General features: G+C 63.3%; 24 protein-coding genes. 9 read left to right on the top strand and 15 right to left on the bottom strand.

The genetic code is table 11. From position 1 onward, the window contains the following. The 7 genes from NOF55_RS08615 to NOF55_RS08645 all read left to right on the top strand — a co-directional run. A partial coding sequence (locus NOF55_RS08615) for a methyl-accepting chemotaxis protein (protein ID WP_306410963.1) occupies positions 1-1,032 on the top strand: 1,032 nt, incomplete at its 5' end. Continuing rightward, positions 1,032-1,505: a chemotaxis protein CheW gene (locus NOF55_RS08620; RefSeq protein WP_306410964.1), complete on the top strand. Its 474-nt coding sequence runs from the start codon at positions 1,032-1,034 to the stop codon at positions 1,503-1,505. The genes NOF55_RS08615 and NOF55_RS08620, both read left to right, overlap by 1 nt. A gap of 65 nt (positions 1,506-1,570) precedes the next feature. Then, positions 1,571-2,977, top strand: a complete 1,407-nt coding sequence (locus NOF55_RS08625; RefSeq protein ID WP_306410965.1) for a methyl-accepting chemotaxis protein — start codon at positions 1,571-1,573, stop codon at positions 2,975-2,977. 50 nt (positions 2,978-3,027) lie between these two features. Beyond that, a complete protein-coding gene (locus NOF55_RS08630; RefSeq protein WP_306410966.1) occupies positions 3,028-3,471 on the top strand; it encodes an antitoxin VbhA family protein in 444 nt (147 codons plus the stop codon). 73 nt (positions 3,472-3,544) lie between these two features. Further along, the gene (locus tag NOF55_RS08635) at positions 3,545-5,047 is read left to right on the top strand and encodes a sensor domain-containing diguanylate cyclase (protein ID WP_306410967.1); all 1,503 of its coding nucleotides are present in this window, start codon (positions 3,545-3,547) and stop codon (positions 5,045-5,047) included. A gap of 14 nt (positions 5,048-5,061) precedes the next feature. After that, on the top strand, positions 5,062-6,024 hold the full coding sequence (locus tag NOF55_RS08640; protein WP_306410968.1) for an amino acid ABC transporter substrate-binding protein: 963 nt from the start codon (positions 5,062-5,064) through the stop codon (positions 6,022-6,024). Between the two features lie 10 nt (positions 6,025-6,034). Then, positions 6,035-6,940, top strand: a complete 906-nt coding sequence (locus tag NOF55_RS08645; protein ID WP_306410969.1) for an amino acid ABC transporter substrate-binding protein — start codon at positions 6,035-6,037, stop codon at positions 6,938-6,940. A 144-nt stretch (positions 6,941-7,084) separates the two neighbouring features. Here NOF55_RS08645 and NOF55_RS08650 read toward each other — a convergent pair whose 3' ends face one another. The 15 genes from NOF55_RS08650 to NOF55_RS08720 form a co-directional block, all read right to left on the bottom strand. After that, a complete protein-coding gene (locus NOF55_RS08650) occupies positions 7,085-8,161 on the bottom strand; it encodes an ABC transporter ATP-binding protein (RefSeq protein WP_306410970.1) in 1,077 nt (358 codons plus the stop codon). Next, positions 8,158-8,958, bottom strand: a complete 801-nt coding sequence (locus NOF55_RS08655; RefSeq protein WP_306410971.1) for an ABC transporter permease — start codon at positions 8,956-8,958, stop codon at positions 8,158-8,160. The genes NOF55_RS08650 and NOF55_RS08655 overlap by 4 nt, the downstream gene beginning before the upstream one ends. A 1-nt stretch (position 8,959) precedes the next feature. Then, positions 8,960-9,835, bottom strand: coding sequence for an ABC transporter permease (locus tag NOF55_RS08660; protein ID WP_370868960.1), 876 nt, complete (start codon positions 9,833-9,835; stop codon positions 8,960-8,962). A gap of 123 nt (positions 9,836-9,958) precedes the next feature. After that, positions 9,959-10,969 (bottom strand): ABC transporter substrate-binding protein, encoded by a 1,011-nt coding sequence (locus NOF55_RS08665; RefSeq protein ID WP_306410972.1) that lies wholly within the window; start codon positions 10,967-10,969, stop codon positions 9,959-9,961. Positions 10,970-11,068: 99 nt separating this feature from the next. Further along, complete coding sequence (locus tag NOF55_RS08670; protein WP_306410973.1) at positions 11,069-11,398, bottom strand: NIPSNAP family protein; 330 nt, start codon at positions 11,396-11,398, stop codon at positions 11,069-11,071. 4 nt (positions 11,399-11,402) lie between these two features. Next, positions 11,403-12,866, bottom strand: coding sequence for an aldehyde dehydrogenase (locus NOF55_RS08675; protein ID WP_306410974.1), 1,464 nt, complete (start codon positions 12,864-12,866; stop codon positions 11,403-11,405). A 6-nt stretch (positions 12,867-12,872) separates the two neighbouring features. Next, a complete protein-coding gene (locus tag NOF55_RS08680) occupies positions 12,873-13,910 on the bottom strand; it encodes an LLM class flavin-dependent oxidoreductase (protein ID WP_306410975.1) in 1,038 nt (345 codons plus the stop codon). Positions 13,911-13,916: 6 nt separating this feature from the next. Beyond that, positions 13,917-14,843 (bottom strand): flavin reductase, encoded by a 927-nt coding sequence (locus NOF55_RS08685; protein ID WP_370868973.1) that lies wholly within the window; start codon positions 14,841-14,843, stop codon positions 13,917-13,919. Continuing rightward, complete coding sequence (locus tag NOF55_RS08690; protein WP_306410977.1) at positions 14,837-15,670, bottom strand: alpha/beta fold hydrolase; 834 nt, start codon at positions 15,668-15,670, stop codon at positions 14,837-14,839. Before NOF55_RS08690 ends, NOF55_RS08685 begins: the two co-directional genes overlap by 7 nt. Positions 15,671-15,686: 16 nt before the next feature. Beyond that, positions 15,687-16,289, bottom strand: a complete 603-nt coding sequence (locus tag NOF55_RS08695) for an amino acid synthesis family protein (protein ID WP_306410978.1) — start codon at positions 16,287-16,289, stop codon at positions 15,687-15,689. Between the two features lie 114 nt (positions 16,290-16,403). Next, positions 16,404-17,582 (bottom strand): iron-containing alcohol dehydrogenase, encoded by a 1,179-nt coding sequence (locus NOF55_RS08700; RefSeq protein ID WP_306410979.1) that lies wholly within the window; start codon positions 17,580-17,582, stop codon positions 16,404-16,406. 51 nt (positions 17,583-17,633) lie between these two features. Further along, the gene (locus NOF55_RS08705; RefSeq protein WP_306411672.1) at positions 17,634-18,365 is read right to left on the bottom strand and encodes an amino acid ABC transporter ATP-binding protein; all 732 of its coding nucleotides are present in this window, start codon (positions 18,363-18,365) and stop codon (positions 17,634-17,636) included. A 29-nt stretch (positions 18,366-18,394) separates the two neighbouring features. Next, positions 18,395-19,084, bottom strand: coding sequence for an amino acid ABC transporter permease (locus NOF55_RS08710; protein WP_306410980.1), 690 nt, complete (start codon positions 19,082-19,084; stop codon positions 18,395-18,397). A gap of 75 nt (positions 19,085-19,159) precedes the next feature. Further along, positions 19,160-20,020 carry a transporter substrate-binding domain-containing protein gene (locus NOF55_RS08715; RefSeq protein WP_306410981.1) on the bottom strand — a complete coding sequence of 287 codons (861 nt, stop codon included), beginning with the start codon at positions 20,018-20,020 and terminating at the stop codon, positions 19,160-19,162. Positions 20,021-20,208: 188 nt separating this feature from the next. Continuing rightward, positions 20,209-20,904, bottom strand: coding sequence for a GntR family transcriptional regulator (locus NOF55_RS08720; RefSeq protein ID WP_306410982.1), 696 nt, complete (start codon positions 20,902-20,904; stop codon positions 20,209-20,211). 408 nt (positions 20,905-21,312) lie between these two features. Between NOF55_RS08720 and NOF55_RS08725 the strand changes: the two genes are divergently transcribed. Further along, positions 21,313-22,008 carry an HAD family hydrolase gene (locus NOF55_RS08725; protein WP_306410983.1) on the top strand — a complete coding sequence of 232 codons (696 nt, stop codon included), beginning with the start codon at positions 21,313-21,315 and terminating at the stop codon, positions 22,006-22,008. Between the two features lie 4 nt (positions 22,009-22,012). Continuing rightward, positions 22,013-22,972, top strand: coding sequence for a sugar-binding transcriptional regulator (locus NOF55_RS08730; RefSeq protein WP_306410984.1), 960 nt, complete (start codon positions 22,013-22,015; stop codon positions 22,970-22,972). Positions 22,973-23,069 lie beyond the last annotated feature (97 nt).

The raw sequence follows: 23,069 nt of genomic DNA on the forward strand, positions 1-23,069 counted from the left end.
CTGGCCGCCGGCCTTTCGAAGCTGTCCGACGGCGACGTGTCCTACCGCATCGCCCAGCCGTTTGCGGCTACGCTCGACGCCGTGCGCAACGACTTCAACGCTTCGGCGGAGAAGTTGCAGTCCGCGCTGAGCCGGGTGGCCGAGAACGCCCGCGGCATCGATGCCGGCGCCAACGAGATCAAGTCGGCGGCCGACGACCTGGCCAGGCGCACCGAGCAGCAGGCCGCCGCCGTCGAGGAGACCGCCGCAGCCCTCGAACAGATCACCACCACCGTCAAGGATTCGACCCGGCGCGCCCAGGAAGCCGGCCAGCTCGTCAGCCGCACCCGTTCCGGCGCGGAACAGTCCGGCGAGGTGGTGCGCCGCGCCGTCGTCGCGATGGAGCGCATCGAGAAGTCGTCGAGCGAGATTTCCAACATCATCGGCGTGATCGACGAGATCGCCTTCCAGACCAACCTTCTCGCGCTCAACGCGGGCGTCGAGGCGGCGCGTGCCGGCGATGCCGGCAAGGGCTTCGCTGTCGTGGCGCAGGAGGTGCGCGAGCTGGCCCAGCGTTCGGCCAATGCCGCCAAGGAGATCAAGGCGCTGATCACCGCCTCGAGCGAACAGGTGCAGGAAGGGGTGCAGCTCGTCGGCGACACCGGAAAGGCACTGGAAACGATCGTGGCGGAAGTTCAGGAGATCAACCGCCACGTCGCGGCGATCGTGGAGTCGGCGCAGGAACAGTCTTCCGGCCTCCAGCAGATCAACACCGCCGTCAACCAGATGGACCAGGACACGCAGAAGAACGCGGCGATGGTGGAAGAGACGACCGCCGCCACGCACAGCCTGACGAAGGAGGTCGCCTCGCTCAACGCGCTGCTGACGCTGTTCAGGCTGTCGTCGGGTGCGCCGCAGGCGGCGGCGCCCGTGCGCCGGGCAACGGGTGGGGAAGCCCCCGCCCCGTCGCCGGTGCGCGCGCTCGGCCGCAAGATCGCCGGCGCCTTTGCCGGCAATGCCGCCGTCCGCAAGGACGAATGGGAGGAATTCTGATGAATGCCGGCAACACCGTAACGGACGACACGCTCGAAATCATCGCCTTCATGCTGCATGAGCAGCAGTTCTGCGTGAAGACGACCTCCATCCGCGAGATTCGCGGATGGGCACCGGTGACGCCGCTGCCGCGGGCGCCGGCCGACGTCATGGGCGTGATGAACCTGCGCGGCACGGTCATCCCGATCGTCGACCTGGCGGTCAAGCTGGGCATGGCGAAGGCCGAGACCAGCGAGCGCAGCGCCATCGTCGTCACCAGCATAAAGGGGATGACGGTCGGCCTGATGGTCGACCGGGTTTCCGACATTCTCACCGTCGCCGCCGGCGAGCTTCAGCCGGTTCCCGCCGGCATCGGAACCGATACCTCCTACGCACAGGGAATCATCGCCCGAGACAAGGCCATGATCTGCTTCCTCAACCTCGAAGCCATCTTCGCAGACACCGATCCAGAAGAATGGAGCGTCGCCGCGTGACGGGCATCGGGCCCCCGGGACCGCCCGTTTCCAGTTCATCGAAATCAGCATCCAGGATCTGAAAAATGAAATTCTTCAAGGAAAAACGCTCCCTGCGCGACATCGCCTCACGGCTTATCTTCGAGCACTCGCCGGACGGCATATACGTTATGGACGGTGAGAAAATCATCGATTGCAACCACGGTGCGGAGGTTCTCATGAACCTGCCGCGCGAGAAGTTCATCGGCATTCATCCCGCTCGGCTATCGCCGGAGTTCCAGCCGGACGGGCGCTCTTCCAAAACGGCCTCCGACGAACATCTGGCCGATCTCGCACGAACCGGAATGGCCCGCTTCGAATGGCGCCACCAGCGGCCCGACGGATTCCCGCTCGACGTTCTCGTCACCCTGTTCACCGCCAAAGTCGACGGGGTCGACTTCATGATCTGCCTGTGGAGCGATATTCGCCACATTGTCGCCCTGCGGGACGCGGAAGCCAGTCACCGGAAGAAGGAGGCCGCCCGGGCGGCGGAACTGGCCGAGGTCGTCAGCATGCTCGGCGAATCCCTGCGCAAGATGGCGACCGGCGATCTCGATTGTTCGATCTCGGCGAGCTTCCCCCCGGAGTTCGAGGAACTACGCAACGATTTCAATGAAGCTGCCCATCGCCTTTCCGGCGCGATCGACCAGGTTGCGGGCAAGGCCGACGCGGTGCTTGCCGCGGCGACCGGCATCAGCCACACGACGGACGATATCTCCCGCCGGACCGAGCAGCAGGCGGCTTCCGTCGAGGAAACTGCCGCGGCCTTCACCGAACTGCGCGAAGCGGTATCGGAAACGGCACAGGCTGCGGACAGGGCCGCGACCGTGGCGACCTCGGCGCGTCATCGTGCCGAACAGTCCGGCGCCGTCGTCGAGGATTCCATTCGTGCGATGGACGACATCGTCTCCTCCTCGCGCCAGATCGGCCAGATTCTCGGCGTCATCGACGAGATCACGTTCCAGACCAACCTTCTGGCGCTGAACGCCGGCGTCGAGGCGGCGCGGGCGGGCGAGGCCGGCAAGGGCTTCGCGGTCGTCGCGCAGGAAGTGCGCGAACTGGCGCGACGCTCGGGAGAGGCTGCCAAGCAGATCAAGACCCTGATCGACAATTCGGACCGGCAGGTGCAGACCGGCGTCGTGCTGGTCGGCCAGACGGGAGAAACGCTGAAGAGCGTCATCGGCAGCCTGACCGAAATCGCCGGGCTGGTTTCGGAGATCGCCGCCTCGGCGCGGGAACAGTCGACCGCTCTCGGGGAAACGACCGCGGCGGTCAACCAGATCGACGGCACCACGCAGCACAATGCCACAATGGTGCAGGAGACCGCGTCCGCCGCCCGCGACCTCGCCGGCGAGGCGGAAGCGCTGGGGGCGCTCGCCTCGGCATTCAAGACCGGCGCCCGGGATCATTCGGCTTCCGGCTGGTCATCCGAACGGTTCAGGAACGTCGCCTGAACCAGCGATCCGCCCTCCCGCAACACATTTACACTGTCCGGAGTATCGGCATGAGCATGCAGCACCGGTTCACCCAGATCGAAGTCGTCGACAATGCCCTTTCCAATCTCAGGCTTTCCGGTCATGAGCCGGACGCCGAAACCATCGCCTTCATCTGGAAAATCGCCCGAGGCGAGGTGTCCGGCGAGGAAATCGATCGATGGAAGGCGGATGTATCCCGATGGATGAGGGACAATAACGAATCCTGCTGTGCAGGATTATCGGGAACGGCCCTGCCCGCAACCCTCGATGTCGGACCGATCATGGTCGCCGCCATATCGCGTATCCGGGAGCTGAGCGGCGAGGCAATTCCGATTCCGGGCTGCACGATTCCGGAACCGGAGGCGCTTCGGGGGCGCGCGACAAGGACGTTTCAACGACACCCGGGACCTGCCCGCCTTTGCGGCGGCGAACAGGTCCATAATCTTTTATCAAATCCGCAAAAGCAGCGTTAAACTGTTTGAAATACAGCTTCCAATCATTGTCTGAAACATCAATTCCCATAGCGCGATGCAGCAAGACGAGACCATGTCGCACCCGGAACCGGCCCTGACAACGGCGGGAATATCCTCGTCGCCGCCCCCCGGGACCGGCGGCAAGCTGAACTGGCGCCACTCCCTCCTCGGCAAGGTCGCGGTGTTCATGCTGCTGGGCGTCGTCTTCGCCTATGGTGTCGGCGCCGCCGCCGGCCTGATCATGCTGGAGCGCGGTTCGCGCGAGCAATGGCGACGGCAGGCGGAAATGAACGCCCAGATCGCCAGTTCCACCATCCGGGGCATCTACACATCCGTTTCCGTCGAAACCGATTCCTCCGGCCAGATCGTCCGCCTCGTCACCGAACGTCCGATCGGGGACGAGGATTCGGTGCTCAATACCGGCTTCGCCCCGGCCGACGTGCTGGCGCTGGCCGGCGCGCAGACCCGGCAAAATGTCTGGCTGTTCCGCTTCTCGGGCGTGGACGGTTTCGTCGCCATCGCCGACTCCCTTGCAACCGCAAGGGGCAGTTCCCTCGAGTACGGCGAGCCTGAAGCCATGCGGCCGGCGGCGCTGAAGGACTTTTTCGTCGGTTTCGCACGCATCGGCGGCGAAGAGCATTTCGTCAGCTCCCTGCCGGTCGTCACGCCCGACGGGGAACTGCTCGGCGCGGTGGTATCCAGCATCGGGCAGACCGCAGAACTCCACCGGATGCGGGACTCGCTCGTGCAGAACTCGCTGCTGGCGCTTCTTGCCGTTCTGGTCGCAACGGCCGTCCTCGTCACGGCGCTGATGCGCAGGCTGTTCCGGCCGGTTCCGGTACTGATCCAGGCTCTGACGCGGATCGCCCACAACGACACGGGGGCCATCACGCCCTTCCGCAACCGGCAGGACGAGATCGGCCGTCTGGCGGCCGCCATCGAGACGCTTCGCGAGGCCGTCGTCGAGCGTGAGCACCTGCGGCAGGTCAAGGAAGCGGCGATGCACCTGGAACACATGGCCCATCACGACACGCTGACCGGCCTGCCCAACCGCGCCTTCCTCAACAAGGCGCTCGACAAGGCCATGCAACTGCTGCCCACCGGCCGGCAGGTCAACTTCATGCTTTTCGACCTCGACCGCTTCAAGGCGGTGAACGACAGCTTCGGTCACGCGACCGGCGATGCGCTTCTCGTCGCGGTCGGCAACCGGATCACGCTGCTGCTCGGTCCCGAAGACATCGCCAGCCGGCTCGGCGGAGACGAGTTCGCCATCGTCCAGCAGGTTTCGCGCGATGCGGCCACGGAAGCGCGCCGTCTGGCAGGACGCATCGTGGAGGAGATCGGCACGCCCTTCGCGATCGAGGGCCGGGCGCTGAGCATCGGAGCAAGCGTCGGGATAGCCTGCGCTCCCGCCGACGGGAACACCTCCCACGACCTGCTGACCAATGCCGACGTGGCTCTTTACGCAGCCAAGGACGCCGGCCGCGGCAATTTCGTTTTTTACCGGAACGGCATGACCATGAGGAAGGGTTCTGCGCGGCCCGGCTTCAGCCGGCGTACCGGACCGTCTTTCTGAAGGAGTGGATCGAGATGCTGACAAGGATTTCCAGTCTTCGTATTGTTCTTGAACGCCTTCGGGGCCGGATCATTCCGGGGCGACCGTCGCGGGCCGGAACGGTCGCCTTCTCTTCCATCCTGCTGGCGGCGCTCCTGCCTTCGGCAGGTGCGGCCGCGGCCGACACGCTGGCCAAGATCGCCGCAACCGGAACGATCGTCATCGGCCATCGACAGAACGAGCTGCCCTTCTCCTATGTCGTGGACGACAACGTCGTCGGCTATTCCACGGACATCTGTCTCAGGATCGTCGAGGGCATCCAGCGAGAACTGCGGCTCGACAGCATCGAGATCGTCTATATGCCGGCGACGACGGCCACACGGTTCATCCTCATCGGCAATGGCAGCGTCGACATGGAATGTGCGGCGACAACCAACAACGCCGAGCGACGCCAGCTTGCCGAATTCTCCTATCCGCATTTCGTGACGGCGACGCGGTTCGTCTCCAAGAAGAAGGACGGCATGGACACCATTGCCGATCTTGCGGGCCGCAGCGTCGTTTCGACAACCGGGACGGTCAACATCGAACAGCTAAACGAGCTGAACCGGACGCGGAACCTGAACATTTCCGTCATCCTGAGCCGCGGTCACAAGGAAGCCTTCGAAATGGTGGCAGCCGGAAGCGCCTCCGCTTTCGTCATGGACGACATCCTGCTCGCCGGCCTCGTGGCTTCATCGCCGACACCTTCCGATTTCACCATCTCCAGCGAGACGCTGAGCCGGCCCGAACCCTACGGCATCCTGATGCCGCCGGGCGATCTCGCCTTCAAGGACCTCGTGAACCGGGAGATGCGCCGGATCTTCGAAAGCGGCGAAATCAACGCGATCTACGAGAAATGGTTCATGCAGCCCGTTCCGCCGACCGGACAGAACCTCAACCTTCCCATGTCGGCGGACCTGAAAGCCGCTTTCGCGAATCCGCAGGAATATGAGGATTGAGGAGATGACGATGCGTTCTTTCAACGCCCTTCGCCGGACCCTTCTCGGACTTGCCGCCTTCGTCCTGGCGGCGGTCGGTGCCGGCGCGCCCCAAGCCCAGGCCGAAGCGCCCGCCTCGACGCTCGACCGCATCAAGCAGACCGGCGTGCTGCGGATCGGCTATGGAGACACGCCGCCCTTCTCCTATCGTCACACGGACGGAACGGTGATGGGCTATTCGATCGATCTGTGCAAAAAGGTCGCGGAGGATCTGGGCTCCACACTCGCCCTCCCCCATGTCGAAATCGAATACGTTGCCCGCACACCCAGCAACCGGGTGCAAATGCTCAACAACGGCGAAATCGACATCGAATGCAACGCCAGCACGAACACGGAGGAGAGACGGCGCAGCGTCGCTTTCGCGGCCAGCCATTTCTTCGTTTCCACCCGCTACGTATCCCTCGCGAAGAACAGGTTCCACACCATAGACGACCTCGCCGGCAGAAGCGTCAGCGTCACGCTCGGCACTGTCAATGTAGCACATATCACGGCGGTCAACCGCGAAAGAAAACTGAATCTTTCCCTCATGCGGGCGGATTCGCTGCGGGCGGCGTTCGACCTCGTCACGCAGGAACGGGTGTCCGCCTTCGCAATGGACGATATCCTTCTGAGCGCCATGATCGCCGAATCGGACGATCCTCATGCCTACGCGCTTTCCGAAGAGACGCTGACCGATCCCGAACCCTACGGGTTCATGATGCGTCTCGGGGACCGGGATTTCGAGGAAGCCGTCAACGCGGCGCTGGAGCGGATCTACCGAAGCCCCGAAATGCCGGCGATCTACGACCGGTGGTTCAACCAGCCGATCCCGGGAAGGAACATCCATCTCCAGCTTCCGATGAGCGATGCGCTGAAACAGGCCTTCTCCGGAAAGTGACAACCGAAGCGCCCCAGCCTGCAAACCGCTTTCCCCGACGTCGCCCAGCAGGTCGTTGCCAGGTTTCACCAGCCGATAATTTTGCGCCATTGCCCTGTCCGCCAGAGGGGTGGCGGGCTGTCCGGAACGGTCACGATCGCTCTTTCAGGCAGCGAAGACGTGAGCCGCGCCGGCCTCGAAACTCAGCCAGACCGGCATGCCGCGCTCGATACCGGAGACGGCTTCGTGACCGAAGGGAACGCGCACGGAAACCGGTGTGCGATCGGCAATGCGGGTTGCGACGAGGATGTTGTTGCCGAGAAAGGTGATGTCCTCGACCGTGGCCGCAAGCGCCCTTTCCTTCTTCTCCCGGGAAAGCGAGATGCGTTCGGGGCGGAGCATGAGTTCAACGCCGGCGCGTTCGCCGGCCGTCCCGTGCAGAGGCACGTCCGACACGGTCAGGTCGTTGCCGAGCGAAACGTCCGCCCGCCCGTTGCGGGAGGCCAGAAGCCGGCAGGCGATGAAATCGCTGTCGCCGACGAACTCGGCCACGAAGCGGGTCGCCGGGTTGGAATAGAGCTCTTCGCCCGTGCCGATCTGGTCGATCACCCCCCTGGAGAACACCGCGATGCGGTCAGAAAGACGCAAGGCCTCCTCCTGATCGTGGGTGACGTAGAGGATCGTCACTTCCGTCTGCTGGTGAATGCGGCGGATCTCGTGCTGGATTTCCTCCCGCAGCTTCTTGTCGAGCGCCGAAAGCGGCTCGTCCATCAGCAGGACCGGCGGATCGTAGGCCAGCGCACGGGCAAGCGCCACCCGCTGCTGCTGGCCGCCCGACATCTGCGCCGGACTGCGATCCTCGAAGCCTTCGAGCCGCACCAGGGAGAGCATTCTGCGCACCTGCCCGGTGATATCGGCCTTGGACCAGCCGCGCACCTTGAGCGGAAAGGCGACGTTTTCGCCGACCGAAAGATGCGGGAAGAGCGTATAGCGCTGGAAAACCATGCCGATATTGCGCCGGTGCGACGGCGTATCCAGAATGGTCCGGCCCTCGAGCAGGATATCGCCTCCCGTCGGCCGTTCGAAGCCGGCGAGGATGTAGAGCGTCGTGCTCTTGCCGGAGCCGGACGGCCCGAGGAAGGTCATGAATTCGCCGCGGCCGACAGTGAGCCTGACGTCGTGGACGGCGACGACCGGGCCGTATTCCTTGCGGATGTTACAGATTTCGAGAAACGGCGTCATGCTTTCAGTCCTTTCTTGAGGGCCGCGGCAAGCAGCATCAGGATCAGCGTGATGAGGATGAGCAGCGTCGAGGCGGCGGCGATCACCGGCGTCAGATCCTGGCGCAGCGTCGCCCAGATCTTCACCGGCAGCGTCTGGAGCGTCGGGCTGGCCATGAAGATCGCCAGCACCACCTCGTCCCACGAGGTGAGGAAGGAGAAGATGGCAGCGGAAAACAGGCCGTGGCTGATGCAGGGCAGCGTCACCAGCATCTTCGCCTTGAGCGGCGAGGCGCCGCACAGCACGGCGGCATCCTCGATGGACTTGTCGAACCCCTCCAGAGCGCCGGTCAAGACCAGAATGGAGAACGGCAGGGCGACGAGCAGGTGGGCGATGACGAAACCCGTCGTCGTTCCCGCAAGGCCGATCTTCAGGAAGAAGGCGTAGAGCGCCACCGCCAGCACCACCACCGGCAGGATCATCGGCGTCATGAACAGCGCCCGCATGGTATTGCGGCCGAGGAACGACCCGCGCACCAGCCCGAAGGAGGCGACGAGGCCGATCGCGACCGAGAGAACGGTGACGATGAGGGCGATGCGGAAGCTGGTCCAGGCGGCCTCCAGCCAGCGCGGATCGGCAAACAGCGCGCCATACCAATCCAGCGTCCAGGAGGGCGGCGGAAAGATCAGCCATTGCGACGAGCCGAAGGAGAGCGCCGCAATGAAGAGGATCGGCAGAAGCAGGAAGGCGCAGGTCAGCGTCGTGACGACGATCAGGAACCATTTCCAGCTTCCGAGCGTGCTGAAATTCAGGAGCATGTCAGTTCCTCCCGTTGCCGGCGGCGCCGAACAGGCGAAGCTGGAGGGCGTAAAGGCTGAGTGTGACGACGAGCAGGACGAGTGCGGCGGCACCGCCCATGCCCCAGTTGACCAGCGACTGGACGAATTGCGCTATGAGTTCGGCGAGCATCATGTTGGCGGTGCCGCCGAGAAGCGCCGGGGTGACGAAATAGCCGAGCGACATGACGAAGACCATGAGTGCGCCGGAGACCATACCCGGCATGGCAAGCGGCAGGAGAACGCCGGTGAAGGCCTGCCGGCGGCTCGCGCCGCACAGCGCCGCGGCCTGAAGGATCATCGGGTCGATCTTGCGGATGACGCCGTAGAGCGGAATGATGATGAAGGGCAGCATGATGTAGGTCATGCCGATGGTGACGCCGACGAGGTTGTTGACCATCGCGAGCGGCGTGTCGATGAGGCCAAGGTTCATCAGCGTCTTGTTGATGGCGCCGGTGCGCTGGAGAAGGACCATCCAGGCATAGGTCCTGGCCAGAAGATTGGTCCACATGGAAAGCAGTACGATGCCGAACACGATATTGGCGGCCCGCCGCGGCATGATCGCCAGCGCCCAGGCAACGGGAAAGCCGACGAGAAGAGAGATGACCGTGACCAGCGCCGACACGAAGAACGTGTTGAAGAAGATCTTCAGATAGGTCGAACTGCCGAGAAGCTCCACATAGTTCTGGAGGCCGGTCACGGGTTCGGTGAAGCTGCGCGTCAGAAGCGCTGCGACGGGCAGAACGAAGAAGACGAGAACGAGAACCAGCGCCGGGAGCGTGGCCCCGAGACCGACCGGCAGGGACCGGCGTTTTCGAACGGTCGCAATGTCCCTCTGGGGCTCCGATGAAGCGATCATGGCCGACACCTCGGATTTCTCCTGTTTTCAGGGCGAATGCGCGCCCGACCGCCCATTAGGGCGGAAAGGCCGCAGGACGCGCCGGGCCGGAAGCAATGTCCGGCCCGGCGCGTCCCGCCTGTGTTACCTGGCCTGCCAGGCGTACCAGCGCTCGCCGATCTCGTCGCGGTGCCTGGCCCAGTAGGCCATGTCCGCATTGACCTGGGAAGCGGTCTGCTGGTCCGGCAGCGTCTTGGCGACGGCCGGGTCCATCAGCTCGGGAGACTTGAGGTTGGTCGGCGCGTAGCCCGTGCCGGCCGCCATTTCCGCCTGCCCTTCCGGCGAGACGGCGAAGGCGATGAACTTCATGGCCGCCTCCTTGTTCTTCGCACCCTTCGGCACGACGAGCGCATCGGCGGCGGTGATGTTCTCGGCCCAGGAGGTTTCGACATTGACGCCGGTCGCCGCCAGCGCCGTCAGGCGGCCGTTCCAGAACGAACCGAACGGCGCTTCGGCGGAAGCGAGCAGTTGCTGCGACTGCGCGCCGCCCGACCACCAGACGATATCGGCCTTGATCGTGTCGAGCTTCTTGAAGGCACGGTCGAGATCGAGCGGGTAAAGCGCGTCGGCGGCGACACCGTCGGCGAGCAGCGCAGCCTCGATCACGCCCGGCGCGGACCACTTGTAGAAGGTGCGCTTGCCGGGAAACGTCGCCGTGTCGAACAGGTCGGCCCAGCTTGCGGGGCAGGCCTTCACGGCGTCCCTGTTGCAGCCGATCACGAAGGAATAATAGAATGAGCCGACGGAATAATCGGTGACGAAGCGCGGATCCAGCGAGGCCTTGTCGATGACGGAAAAGTCGAGCTTTTCGAGCAGGCCGTTCTCGCCGGCCTGGATGGCGTAATCGCCCTCGACATCGACGACATCCCAGGTCACGCTTCCGGCCTCGACCATCGCCTTGATCTTGCCGTAGTCGGTCGGGCCGTCCTGGAGGATGTCGATGCCCGCCGTGGCGGTGAACTTGTCGGCCCAGGCGCTCTTCTGAACATCCTGGGTGGTGCCGCCCCAGCTCGTGAAGACGAGATCGGCGGAAAGGCCCGGTCCGGAAACTCCCAGAAACACGGCGAGCGATGCGATGACGGTTTTGGTTTTCATGTTCAGTTCCCTTGTTTTTTGCTGACGCTGTTTCCACTGCGCATTTTCAAGGGCAACCGGGAAACCTCTTCCGGGCTTCTTGGGTCCGGCGCCGCATTCTCACTGGCCCGCCCTGCCTCCTTCGTCGAAGAAGGGAGCGGGCTTCATGATCTTGTTTTCGGCCACTTCGATCAGATCGCGAATCCGGGGCAGGAAGGCTTGCCAGGCCGGATCGGCGGCCAGCCGGGCGCGACGCGCCTCGCGGTCGTCGAGGCTTTCATAGGCCCAGATGTGGACGATCTCGTTGATCGGCCCGATCTCGGAGAAGAAGTAGCCGACGAGCTTGCCCAGATGCGTCTTCTGGATCGCGATGCCCTCCTCCCCCACGGCCGTGAGGTAGCCGGGAATCGTGCCGTTCTTCAGCCGGTAGGTGCGGATCTCATAGAACATGGGCTCACCGCATCACGAAGGGGTCGGGGAAAGGCGCATCCGACGTATCGAGCCAGACGGTCTTGGTGCGGGTGTAGTCGAGCACGGCCGCCATGCCGCCCTCGCGGCCTTGGCCGGAAAGCCCGAATCCGCCGAAGGGCGCGATCGGCGAGACGGCACGATAGGTATTCAGCCAGACGATCCCGGCGCGGATCGCCCGGCTCATGCGATGGCCACGCGCCAGATTCTGCGTGAAGACGCCGGAGGCAAGCCCGAAGCGGGTATCGTTGGCGAGCCGCAGCGCCTCCGCCTCCGTCTCGAAGGAGACGACCGAAAGAACCGGTCCGAAAAACTCCTGTTCGAGCGAGGGAGAGGCGATATCGTCGCAATCGAGAATGGTCGGCGGATAATAGTTGCCCGGTCCTTCGGGGCGAACGCCGCCGGTGACGAGCCTCGCGCCGGCCGCCACCGAAGCCTGGACCAGCCGGTCGGCATGATCCTGCTGGCGGCGGGTGGCGAGCGGGCCGACTTCCGTCGCCATGTCGAGCGGACTTCCGATCCTGATGGCCTCGGCCTTGACCTTCAGCCGCGCCAGGAAATCGTCCTTGATCGAGCGTTCGACGATGAGGCGCGAGCCGGCGACGCAGGACTGTCCGGTGGCCGCGAAAATGCCGGCCACCTGTGCATTGACGGCGCTTTCGATATCCGCATCGGCAAAGACGACGAAGGGCGACTTGCCGCCGAGTTCCAGCGAGGTGGAGGCAAGGTTCTCCGCCGAATTGCGCACCACGTGCCGCGCCGATTCCGGCCCGCCGGTGAAGGCGATATGCGCCACGTTCCGATGGCCGGTGAGCGCAGCGCCGCAGGTGGCGCCGAAGCCGGTGACGACGTTGACGACGCCCGGCGGGAAGCCGGCCTCATGGACGAGTCGGGCGAATTCGAGCAGCGGCGCCGGCCCGTCCTCCGAGGCTTTCAGCACCAGCGTGCAGCCGGCGGCGAGCGCCGGCCCGACCTTGACGGCAGACAGGAAAAGCTGGCTGTTCCACGGCACGACCAGCGCGACCACGCCGACCGGTTCCCGGCGGAGCCATACGTCCATGTCCGGCTTGTCGATCGGCAGGAAGGAACCTTCGATCTTGTCGGCAAGACCGGCATAATATCGGTAGTAATTGGCGACATAGGCGATCTGCGTGGAGGTCTCACGGATGATCTTGCCGGTATCGCGGGTTTCGAGCTCGGCCAGCACCTTCGCATTGGCGGCCACGAGATCGGCAAGCCTGTAGAGAAGCTGGCCGCGCTGCGTGGCGGTCATTTTCGCCCAGGGCCCTTCGTGCAGGGCCCGGTGCGCGGCATCGACCGCCTTGTCCACCGCCGCCTCGCGCGCCTCCGGCATCACGGCCCATGCTTCACCGGTCGCCGGGTCGAGGCTCTCGAATCCGCCGTCTCCGTCCTCGAAGGTTCCATCGATATAAAGCTGGAAGCGCTGCATGATCCCTTACCCCTCGAATGCCGGCATGACGTCGCGAATGAAGCGCTCGAGCGACGCTTTCTTGCGTTCGAAACTCATGCCCGTGTCGATCCAGAAGGCATATTCGTCGTAGCCCATGTCTTCATAGGCCTTCAGGCTGGCGATCACCGCGTCGGCCGTGCCGATGGGCAGGTTCGTCTTCATCACCTCGGGCGACAGGTTGGCGTTGGCGGCCATGTCTTCCTCGCTCAGACGCTCGATGAGCCCCTGATGGATAGGGCGCTCGTTCTTGAACCAGGCAAAGAAATAATTGTAGTAAACGCTGATTTCCCTGGCCGCCTGCTCGATATCCGCGGCATCCGAGGCGACATAGGCGTGCTGCAGCAGCATGATCTTCGGGCGCGCCACATCCGGCGCTTTTTCGCACGCGGCATTGAAGCGGCCCATCAGGCTCTCGATCTCCGGAGCGCCGTTCCACAGCGGCGTCACCTGCACATTGCAGCCGTTCGCGACCGCGAATTCGTGCGAGTTCGGATCGCGCGCCGCCACCCACAGCGGAATGTTCTCCTGCAACGGCTTCGGTGCGGACGTGGTGGAAGGAAACTTCCAGAATTCGCCGTCATGGGCGTAGTCGCCGGCCCAGATGCCCTTCACGGCGGGAAGGAGTTCACGCATGCGCTGGCCGGCGCCCCACGGGTCGAGACCGGGAAGCAGGCGTTCGTATTCGAAAGAGTAGGCACCGCGCGCGATGCCGAGTTCGAGACGGCCATCGGCGATGATGTCGGTCATCGCCGCCTCGCCTGCGAGCTTGATCGGATGCCAGAACGGCGCGATCACCGTTCCGACGCCGAGGCGCGCCGTCTTCGTGCGGCGGGCCAGATCGGCGATGTTGACGAAGGGATTCGGGGCGATGGTGAAATCCATGCCATGATGCTCGCCCGTCCAGATGCCGTGCATGCCGCCCTCGTCGGCGATCTCGCACAGTTGAACGAACTCGTCATAGAGTTCCTTGTGCGTCTGGCTGGCATCCAGCCGTTCCATGTGGACGAAAAGCGAAATCTTCATGGCCTTCTATGCCTTTCTGGCAATCGCGTGAACACGCCCGCTGGTTTCGTTGCCGAAATAGACGCCGAAATTGCCCTGCAGGCTTTCCGATGAAAACCGGGTGACGATGTCGGCCGTCGCCGGACTGTCGAAGGATTGGGCGGCGAGACTTCCGAGGGGAATGAAAGCCCCGCCGCCGGGCGCGCCCTCGCCGGCGAAGGCGCGGTAGACGATATGCTGGCGACCGTCCTTCTGGTCTTCATAGACGGAGTAGAGGAAGCCGATGGTGATCGGCAGGCCCGTGAGTTTTTCCAGCGCGGCCTGAAGCGCCCCGAGCGGCTCGCCACCCTCGACATCGCATCCCGGCAGGATTTTCCGCTCGTCGCCGAACAGCAGGATGGCCCCGTCGCGTTCGATGACCGCGCTCAGCCGAAGACGGCCCTCCGTTGCGGCGGAGACCGCCTTCTCCGCCAGGGTCGGCACGAAATATCCGCCCCGCACATAGCCGAGACCGTTGCGGTCACTGTTTTCGAACGCCTCGATCCGGCCGAGAAGGATCGCGTGATCGCCGGCTTCGATGACCTGCCGGAGGCTGCAATCGAACCACGCCGCCGTTCCGGCGAGCACCGGCGAGCCACAGGGCCCCGCGCTCCAGTCGATGCTCACGAACCGGTCCTCGCAAGGCCGGGCGAAGGTGTTCGAGACGTCCTTCTGGGTATCGGCGAGGATGTTGACCGCAAAACCGCGCGCCGTCGTCACGGTTTCGAAGTTGCGGGACGTGCGCGCCAGACAGACGAGCAACAGCGGCGGATCGAGCGACACGGAGGTGAAGGAGTTGGCGGTGAAGCCGAGCGGCCTGCCCTCCTCGTCCATCGTCGTGACGACGGTGACGCCGGTGGCAAAGGCCCCGAAGGCGGAACGCAGGGCACGTGGATCGAAAGGCCGGGTCATGATGCGGGCTCCGGAGTTGCCAGCCATTCGCGCAGCAAGGCATTGACGGCTTCAGCGGCGGTCAGATTGACCATGTGCCGGTGCCCCTGAATGATGCGCGCCACACCGCGGGGGGTAAGCGCCGCCATCTGACGGGCCATGTCCGGTGTCGAATTCGGATCGCCGCTGCCGGTGAGAAACAGCGCCGGGCATTTCACCCCGGCCCATTCATGGGCATAGGTCGCGTCACCGCCGGCAAAAGCGCCGTAGGCCGTGGCGTAGGCCTGCCGGTCCATGCCGCTCAGCCAGGCGCGGGTCAACGCGCGCGGCTTCCGGCTCGCCTCGCCGTCATCGAACCAGCGCTGCACCGGACCGTCCACATCGATGCCGTGCGCCTCGATCGAGGCCGCGCGGGCAAGAACCGCCTTCTTCGCTGCGGTGTCGCGGCAGAAGACGCCATTCAGGAGAGCGACGCGGCGAATGCGCTCCGGAAAGACGGCGACCGCACCACCCGAAACCAGCGCTCCCATCGAGTGTCCCGCGACGTTCACACGGTCGAGGGACAGCACATCGAGAAACGCGCCGAACCAGGCGACGAAGGCGACAAGATCGCTGCCGGGAGGCAACGGCGCGCTCTGGCCGTGACCGGGCATATCGACGGCAATCACCCGATGCGTGGCGCCGAACACCTCGATCTGCGGCGCCCATGCCTCCAGACGCATGCCGACACCGTGGATGAGAACGAGCGGCTCGCCCTTGCCGCATTCGTGATACGCCGCGCCGTTCGCGGCAATGCGACGCTCGAAGACCGGGATCGGGACGGTCTGGTCCGGCAAGGTGGCGACCGCCATTGTCCGCTCCATCGCCTTAAACGCCAGCGGGATTGGCGACGTCCTGACCGAGATCCTTCAGATCCTGGTAGCGGTCGCCGATGCGGTGGTGCGGGCGTCCGCCCACGGAAGCGCCGAGACCGACGACAATCTCGTCGGCAGCGGGTGCATCGGGAATGGAGGTCTGGATCGTCAGGTAATGGGAGCGGCGGCCCTCGTCGTTCTTGTCCATGAGCGGGATCATGATGGCCGTGTTCGCCGGCCCGCGCGTGTTGGTGAAGGCAAGGTAGGACTTCGCGCCGACGGCGGTGCGGTAATGATTGCCGAAGCGCAGCGTGTGGATCAGCGCCGAGGCATGCTCGACCTCACCATCGAGACCGACGACGGCAACCTTGCCATAGGCTTCCACCGCCTCGCCGGAGCCGACCGCATCGATGATCATTCCGGTCAGAAGCTCGCCGAGAACGGGAGCGGCAGCGTGGATTTCCGGCTTCAGATTCTCGACGAAACCCTGTCCGGCCCAGGGGTTCTTCACGACCGCGAAGGCGCAGAAAAGCTTCAGGGGAACAGGCGCGGTCTTGCCTCCCTCCATGAGCGTTGTTTCCACCTGAAGCAGCGTCTTGCGAATCTGGATGGGCATGAGCGTTCTCTCCATTATTTTGTCTTATGGTATGCCATAGTATTCCTCTGTCAAGCATCGATATGCCGCCTGGCCCGAACGATGAAAGGCAGAATAATTTCAGATACTTGTTTCTTAGAATCCGTCTGTACGGCCGTCATAGGCGAGTTCGTACAGACGCGCCATTTCCGCTTCGCTCGGCACACGGGGATTGTTGGCCGGCGTTCCGGAAGCAAGTCCCTGCCGGACCATTTCCGGTAAAAGATCGAAGTAGCGCACCCTGTCGACGCCGTATTCCTCGAGGGTCGGCACCTGGAGCCGATCGTTCAGGCCAATGAATGCGTCCACCAGCTTGCTGCTGGCGGCCTCGTCGCTGTCTGCTGCATCTGCGTAACCGAGCGCATGCGCGGCAGCGGCGTATTCCCGCATGGCGAAACCGCGGGAAAATCGCGTCACGAGTGGCAGGACCATCGCGTTCGACATTCCATGCGGAACGTGGAAGAAGGCGCCAATCGGCCGGCTGAGTCCGTGAATCAGGGCCGTTGACGTATTCGAGACGGCAAGACCCGCATGGGTCGCGCCGAGCATCATCGCCTCCCGCGCGTCCCGGTCGTCCGGATTGTTCGCTACTTTTTCCAGGTTCGCCCCGATCAGCTTCAGGGCAGACAGCGCCAGCGCCTCGGCATGTGCGTTGCCGTTGCGGTTGACCAGAGCCTCGAGCGCATGGGTCAGGGCATCGATGCCGGTATCGACAGTCACGCGATACGGGCAAGTCAACGTCAGTTCATAGTCGACGATGGCCGCAACGGGCAGCGCGGCGGTTCCGAGAATGAGCATCTTCTCGCTCGCTGTCGTATCCGTGACGACCGCGGCCCTTGTCACTTCCGATCCCGTCCCGGACGTCGTCGGAACCGCGATGACGGGCATCGCCGCGAAGTCGACGATCCGCGGAACCTTGAGCCGTCTCAAATCCTCTCCGCTCGTCGCAACGATCGCCCCGGCCTTGGCGGTATCCATCGCGCTGCCGCCGCCAAGCGCGACGAGGCAATCGTGGCCGCCACCGGACACGCGCTTCACCAGGGCCGTGACGGAGATATCCGTCGGATCCTCCACGACCTCGGAAAAAACCGCGGCATCGATGCCGTCTTTTTCGAGCACCTGCAAAAGCACACCGGCGTGGCCGAGTTTCTGCATGACCGGATCGCAAACCAGTAGCGGACGGCACACACCCAGGGACTTCAATAGGGAAGGCAGCCTGAAGCGGCTGCCGCCACCAATGAGCATTTCACGAGGCATTAAGACACGGTTTATCATTACGGGTCTCCGCCGATTCATCTTGGTTGTCGTGGGCAGGCGGCCGAAAGCCTAATGCGCCAGGATTTTCGACAGGAACGAGCGCGCGCGCTCCGTCCTGGGACTGGTGAAGAAACTGTCGCCCTCACCGATCTCGACGATCTCGCCCCTATCCATGAAAACGATGCGATCCGCCACCTTTCGGGCGAAGCCCATCTCATGCGTCACGACCATCATCGTCATGCCCTCCTGCGCAAGCGAAACCATGACATCGAGAACTTCGTTGATCATTTCCGGATCGAGCGCAGACGTCGGCTCATCGAAAAGCATGGCGACCGGGTCCATCGCCAGTGCCCGGGCGATCGCCACACGCTGCTGCTGGCCACCGGACAACTGGCCCGGATATTTCTTCGCCTGCTCCGTCAGGCCCACACGATCGAGCAGGGCGTTCGCCTTGGCGTGCGCCTCGGCCGTCGAGCGCCCCAGAACCTTTTCCTGCCCGATGCACAGGTTCTCGAGGATCGTCATATGCGGGAACAACTCGAAATGCTGGAAAACCATGCCGACCCGGGAGCGCAACTTCGGCATATCGGTCTTCGGGTCCGTCACCTCGACACCGTTGACGATGATGATGCCGTTGCCGACCGTCTCAAGGGCGTTAACGCATTTGATCAGCGTCGACTTGCCCGACCCGGACGGCCCGCAGATCACCACGACCTCGCCCTTGGCGACATTGAGGTTGCAGTTGGTGAGAACCTGGAAATGGGGCCCGTACCATTTGTTGACGGAATGAAGCTCGATCATGCTGCTTGTCTGAGACATCGGACCGCTCCCTAGTGTGCGTCAGCCGACATGGAGCCGTAAGCCTTGCCGAACCGCCGCTCGATGCGGCGCTGGATAAGCTCCCAGGCGGTCGTCATGGCGAGATAATAAAGGGCCGCGACCATGAACAGTTCCAGGACGAGAAACTTCTCCTGGATGAGGACTTGCGTGCGGCGCAAAAGCTCTTCCATCGAGATGATGGAAGCGATCGAAGTCGTCTTGAGAACGCCGTTCACGGAGTTGCCGAGCGGCGGGATGATAATGCGGAACGCCTGTGGCGCAACGATGTAGCGCATGACCTGCGCCTCGGTCATGCCGATGGCGCGGGCGGCGTTGATCTGGCCCTTGGGAACGGCGGAAATGCCCGCCCGGACAATCTCGGACAGATAGGCAGCCTCGCAGAGCGACAGACCGATCAGAGTGGATTGCAGAACCGTGAGCTTGATTCCGATCTGCGGCAGGCCGGTGTAGATGATGATAAGCTGAACCAGAAGCGGAGTGCCGCGAAAGATCCAGGTGTAGAAATACGCCGGGCCGGAAAGGAACCGGTATCTGGACATCCGCATCACCGCGATGACGAAACCCATTGCCAGCCCCGCCGTCATGGCGAACACCGTCAGGCCGAGCGTGACCAGCGCGCCCTCGAAAAGATAATAGTTCGTCAAATACTCGAAGAAACCTTCCCAGTTCCAACCCCTCACGGCTTTCTCCAGTTCATGCGGGGACCGTCGCGGCAGAAGAGCCACGCCACGATCAACGTTCAGATTTTAGAGATTTCAGCCTTCAGGGCCGAGAACGGCGAGATCACCGGGCGCTATACTCACGCCATAGCCGCCCATTAACGTCTGGAGCGTGCCGTCAGCATTCATTTCCTTCATGGCCTCGGAAACGGCGTCGGCCACGTCCTTGCTGCCGAAAGAAAGCGAACCCGGGGTGGGATACATGCCCGAAAGCGCGTGCGTGAATTCACCGCGATCCTGATACTGTTTGGCAACCGGATCAATCGAGACCGCAGCCTCCACCTGCCCGGCACGCAATGCCTGATAAACGGTTGCGTAGTTGTCGAACAGGTTGATGTTCATCGGCGCCAGCCCGCGCTTCTTGAAGTCCTCGTTCAATTCCTTGATTTTTCGCTCGGCATAACCGCCGATATCGGTGCTGACGGTCTTGCCGGCCAGATCGTCCACCTTGGTGATGGGATCGGAGGCGCCGACAGACGTGGAAATGCTGATCGCGAGATTTTCATAAGGTATCATGAAAAGAATTTTGCGGCGTTCGGCAGTCACGAAAAGCCCGGCATTGATCATGTCCCAGCGACCGCCCTGCAAACCCGGCACCATCGTTGCGTATTCGGTGCTGATATATTCAGGCTTCAGGCAGAGGCGCTTGGCGATCTCGTATCCGAGTTCGATGCGAAGTCCCTTGAGAACACCCTGTTGATCGGCATAGGCCATCGGCGGCAGGGTCGGGCTGGTGGCCATGACCAGATGACCGGCCTTGATGAGATGGTCGTCGGCAATTTTCGGCGTGCAGTCCTGGGCAACGGCAACACCGGCAAGCAGGGCCATCGCGACTCCCCCCAGGTAAGCCTGGGCACGCGCAACCGAACATTTCCGGGACTTCAGGTTCCAGTTCATTTCTACGCTCCGCTCTTTTATATTATTCATTATGGCATACCATCACACTAAACGAATTATGATGTCAATAAGCGGCCATTCCGATTTTTCAAGCGGTTGTAATATATGCCTAATTAGAACATTCGGAAGAAAATGCGACGTCCGGAGGAAGAGGCCGCACATTCGATCCGGACGTGGTCGGCAATGCGTTATTCGACTGATTTTTGAGCGATAAGAACGGCTTCGGCGATTGCGCTCGCGCTCGCAACGTGATCGAGGGCGGCTTTGTAGGCGGCCTCTCCATCACCTTGCCGGATCGCCTCGACAATCTTTTCCATCTGCGCCGGACCTTCGATATCGCGGTTCTTCGTCTTGATCGTCATCGAACGAAGATGATTGATCCGCACTGTCAGGAGATTGACGACACCCCATGCGACGGACCGGTCGACCTTGCTGAACAAGGTCTGGTAGAAGGACGACGTATGCGCGAGCACGCCGGGCATATCCTTGGCGACGTAACTCTTCCGAATGCCTTTCAACGAGGTCTCCAGAGCCTCGACAATCGCCGGATCGCGACGCTCCGCACAAAGGCGCGCCGCCATTCCCTCCAGTGCGCCGCGAATTTCATAAATCTGCTTCGCCTCGTCGAGATCGAGCCGCGCAACGATCGGGCCCTTGTTGGGCAGATTGTCGACGAGACCTTCGGATTCGAGATGCCGCAAAACCTCGCGCACGATCGTCCGGCTGACGCCAAGTTGCGCGCACAGGTCGCGTTCGACCAGACGCTCCCCCGGTCGGAAATAGCCGTCCACGATCGCATCGCGCACCTTGTCGAGAGCAAGTTCCCTCAGTGTTTTTGTTGGGCGCTCAACGCGAATGGCGGTTCCCCGCGAAGCAGCAGTCATGGCATCACCTCGTTAGGCGCATCCCGCTTTCGCGACGCATTGGCGAACTGAAAAACGGGAAACGGCTTTCTATATTATGGCGTACCAAGTTTAAATAGCTACGGACTGCTCTTTAAGCAACACCGGCATTGGCAGTCCCGGGATTTCACAATTCTTCGATGAAGATACCTCTGGCGGGAGATATTCATCGTCGGAGCGTCCTGACCACAGCAGCATTCGCTGCTACGCTATGTCCGTGCCCTTGAATGTTCAGGAGCCTCGTCGTTCGATTTTCGCGTCAAGCATGCCGGGCGCTCTTGGGAAAGGCAGGGCCGGCGTTGATGGCTCGCAGCGCGATTTCCGTTCTTTGCGATGGAATGACAGACGCCTTTCGGGTACCAACTCGGGAAAACGTGGAATGATGGAGGCATGGCGTTGCACGGTATCGGACTGGTGATCTTCGATTGCGACGGCGTTCTGGTGGATAGCGAGGTCATCGCCACCCGCACGCTGGTCGCCGAACTGGAAAAGGTCGGCGTTTCCATCGACGACGCCTATGTCGCCACGCATTTCCTCGGGCGCAGCTATCGCATCGCCGTGGACCGGATCAGGGCCGATTTCGGCATCACCCTGCCGGAGGGCTTCGAAGCCGAGTACCGCGCCCGTCTGGTCGAGGCGTTCCGCGCAGGCCTGACCGTCATGCCGCATGTGCGCGAGGTGATCGCGCAGCTTGCCGTGCCCTATTGCCTCGCCACCAGCTCCAGCCCCGAACGGCTCAGGCATTCGCTCTCCATCACCGGGCTCGACACGCTTTTCGCCGACCGCGCGACCACCGCCTCGGAAGTGGCGCGCGGCAAGCCCGCGCCGGATATTTTTCTGCACGCGGCCTCGAAATTCGCCGTCGCGCCCGAGCGTTGCCTCGTCATCGAGGATTCCGAGCCCGGCATCCAGGGCGGACTGGCGGCGGGCATGCAGGTCTGGCGCTTCACGGGCGGCAGCCATCTGGCCGGAATGGATCTTCCCGCCGGTCCCGACGCGACGCCGCACCGGGTGCTTGCCTCCTTTGCGGATTTCTTCCGGCTCGTTCCGGACCTGAGGCGGCAGACGACGGAAATCGGCAGGTAAGACGATGGCCAGGGCGACCGAGACCGAAAACGACCTTTCCCCCCGCGATCTTGCCGCGCGCGCCGCGTGGCTCTCCTTCGTCGGCGGGCTGACGCAGGACCAGATCGCCGGCGAACTCGGCATTTCCCGCCAGCGGGTGCAACGGCTCGTGGCACGCGCCGCCTCGGAAGGGCTGATACGGGTGCGCATCGACCATCCGATCGCCAATTGTCTGGAACTGGAGCGCCGGCTGAAGGCCCGTTTCGGGCTCGCCTCGGCCTGGGTCTCGCCGGATGCCGGCAAGGGAAGCGATCCGCTCGGCGGCCTTGCGGCGTTCGCGGCCCCGGTCATCGAACGCATCTTCCTTGGCGAAAGGATACGCACCATCGCCGTCGGCACCGGGCGCACGCTGCGCATGGTGGTGGAGCACATGCAGTCCATCGACGGCTCGCATCACAAGCTGGTGTCGCTGATCGGCAATGTCGCGCCGGACGGTTCCGCCTCCTTCTACGAAGTGATCATGCGCCTTGCCGAAAAGACGGCCGCGCCGCACTACCAGATGTCCATTCCCGTCGTCGCCCGCTCGCCGGAAGAACTGGAGCTTTTCCGCAGTCTGCCGCATGTGCGGGCAACGCGGGCGCTGGCCACCGCCGCCGATCTCGCCATCGTGGGCATCGGCCAGATGGGTCCCGACGCGCCGCTTCTGGTCGACGGCTTCATCACGCCGGCGGAACAGGCGGAACTGGCCGCCGCCGGCGCGGTCGGGGAGATGCTCGGCAATATCTTCGACCGCGATGGCGTCTATCTCGACCACCCGATCAACAGCCGCATCGTCGGCGTGCGCGTGCCGACCAAGGGCATGTCCGTGCTGTGCATCGCCGGGGGCGCCACCAAATTGCCGCCGCTCCGCGCAGCGCTGACCGGAAAGCTGCTTTCGGGACTGATTACCGACGAAACCACCGCCAGGGCCCTCCTGTCCCCCTGACCAGACCCCGGACGCTGCCTCACGCGGAGTTGTGAGAAACGCCCTTGACAATCTACCCGTCTGGATGCGAGTAATTATTCATAGCGTGAGCAATTGC

It is taken from the genome of Ectorhizobium quercum, from assembly GCF_026552795.1.
Lineage (GTDB): Bacteria > Pseudomonadota > Alphaproteobacteria > Rhizobiales > Rhizobiaceae > Ectorhizobium > Ectorhizobium quercum.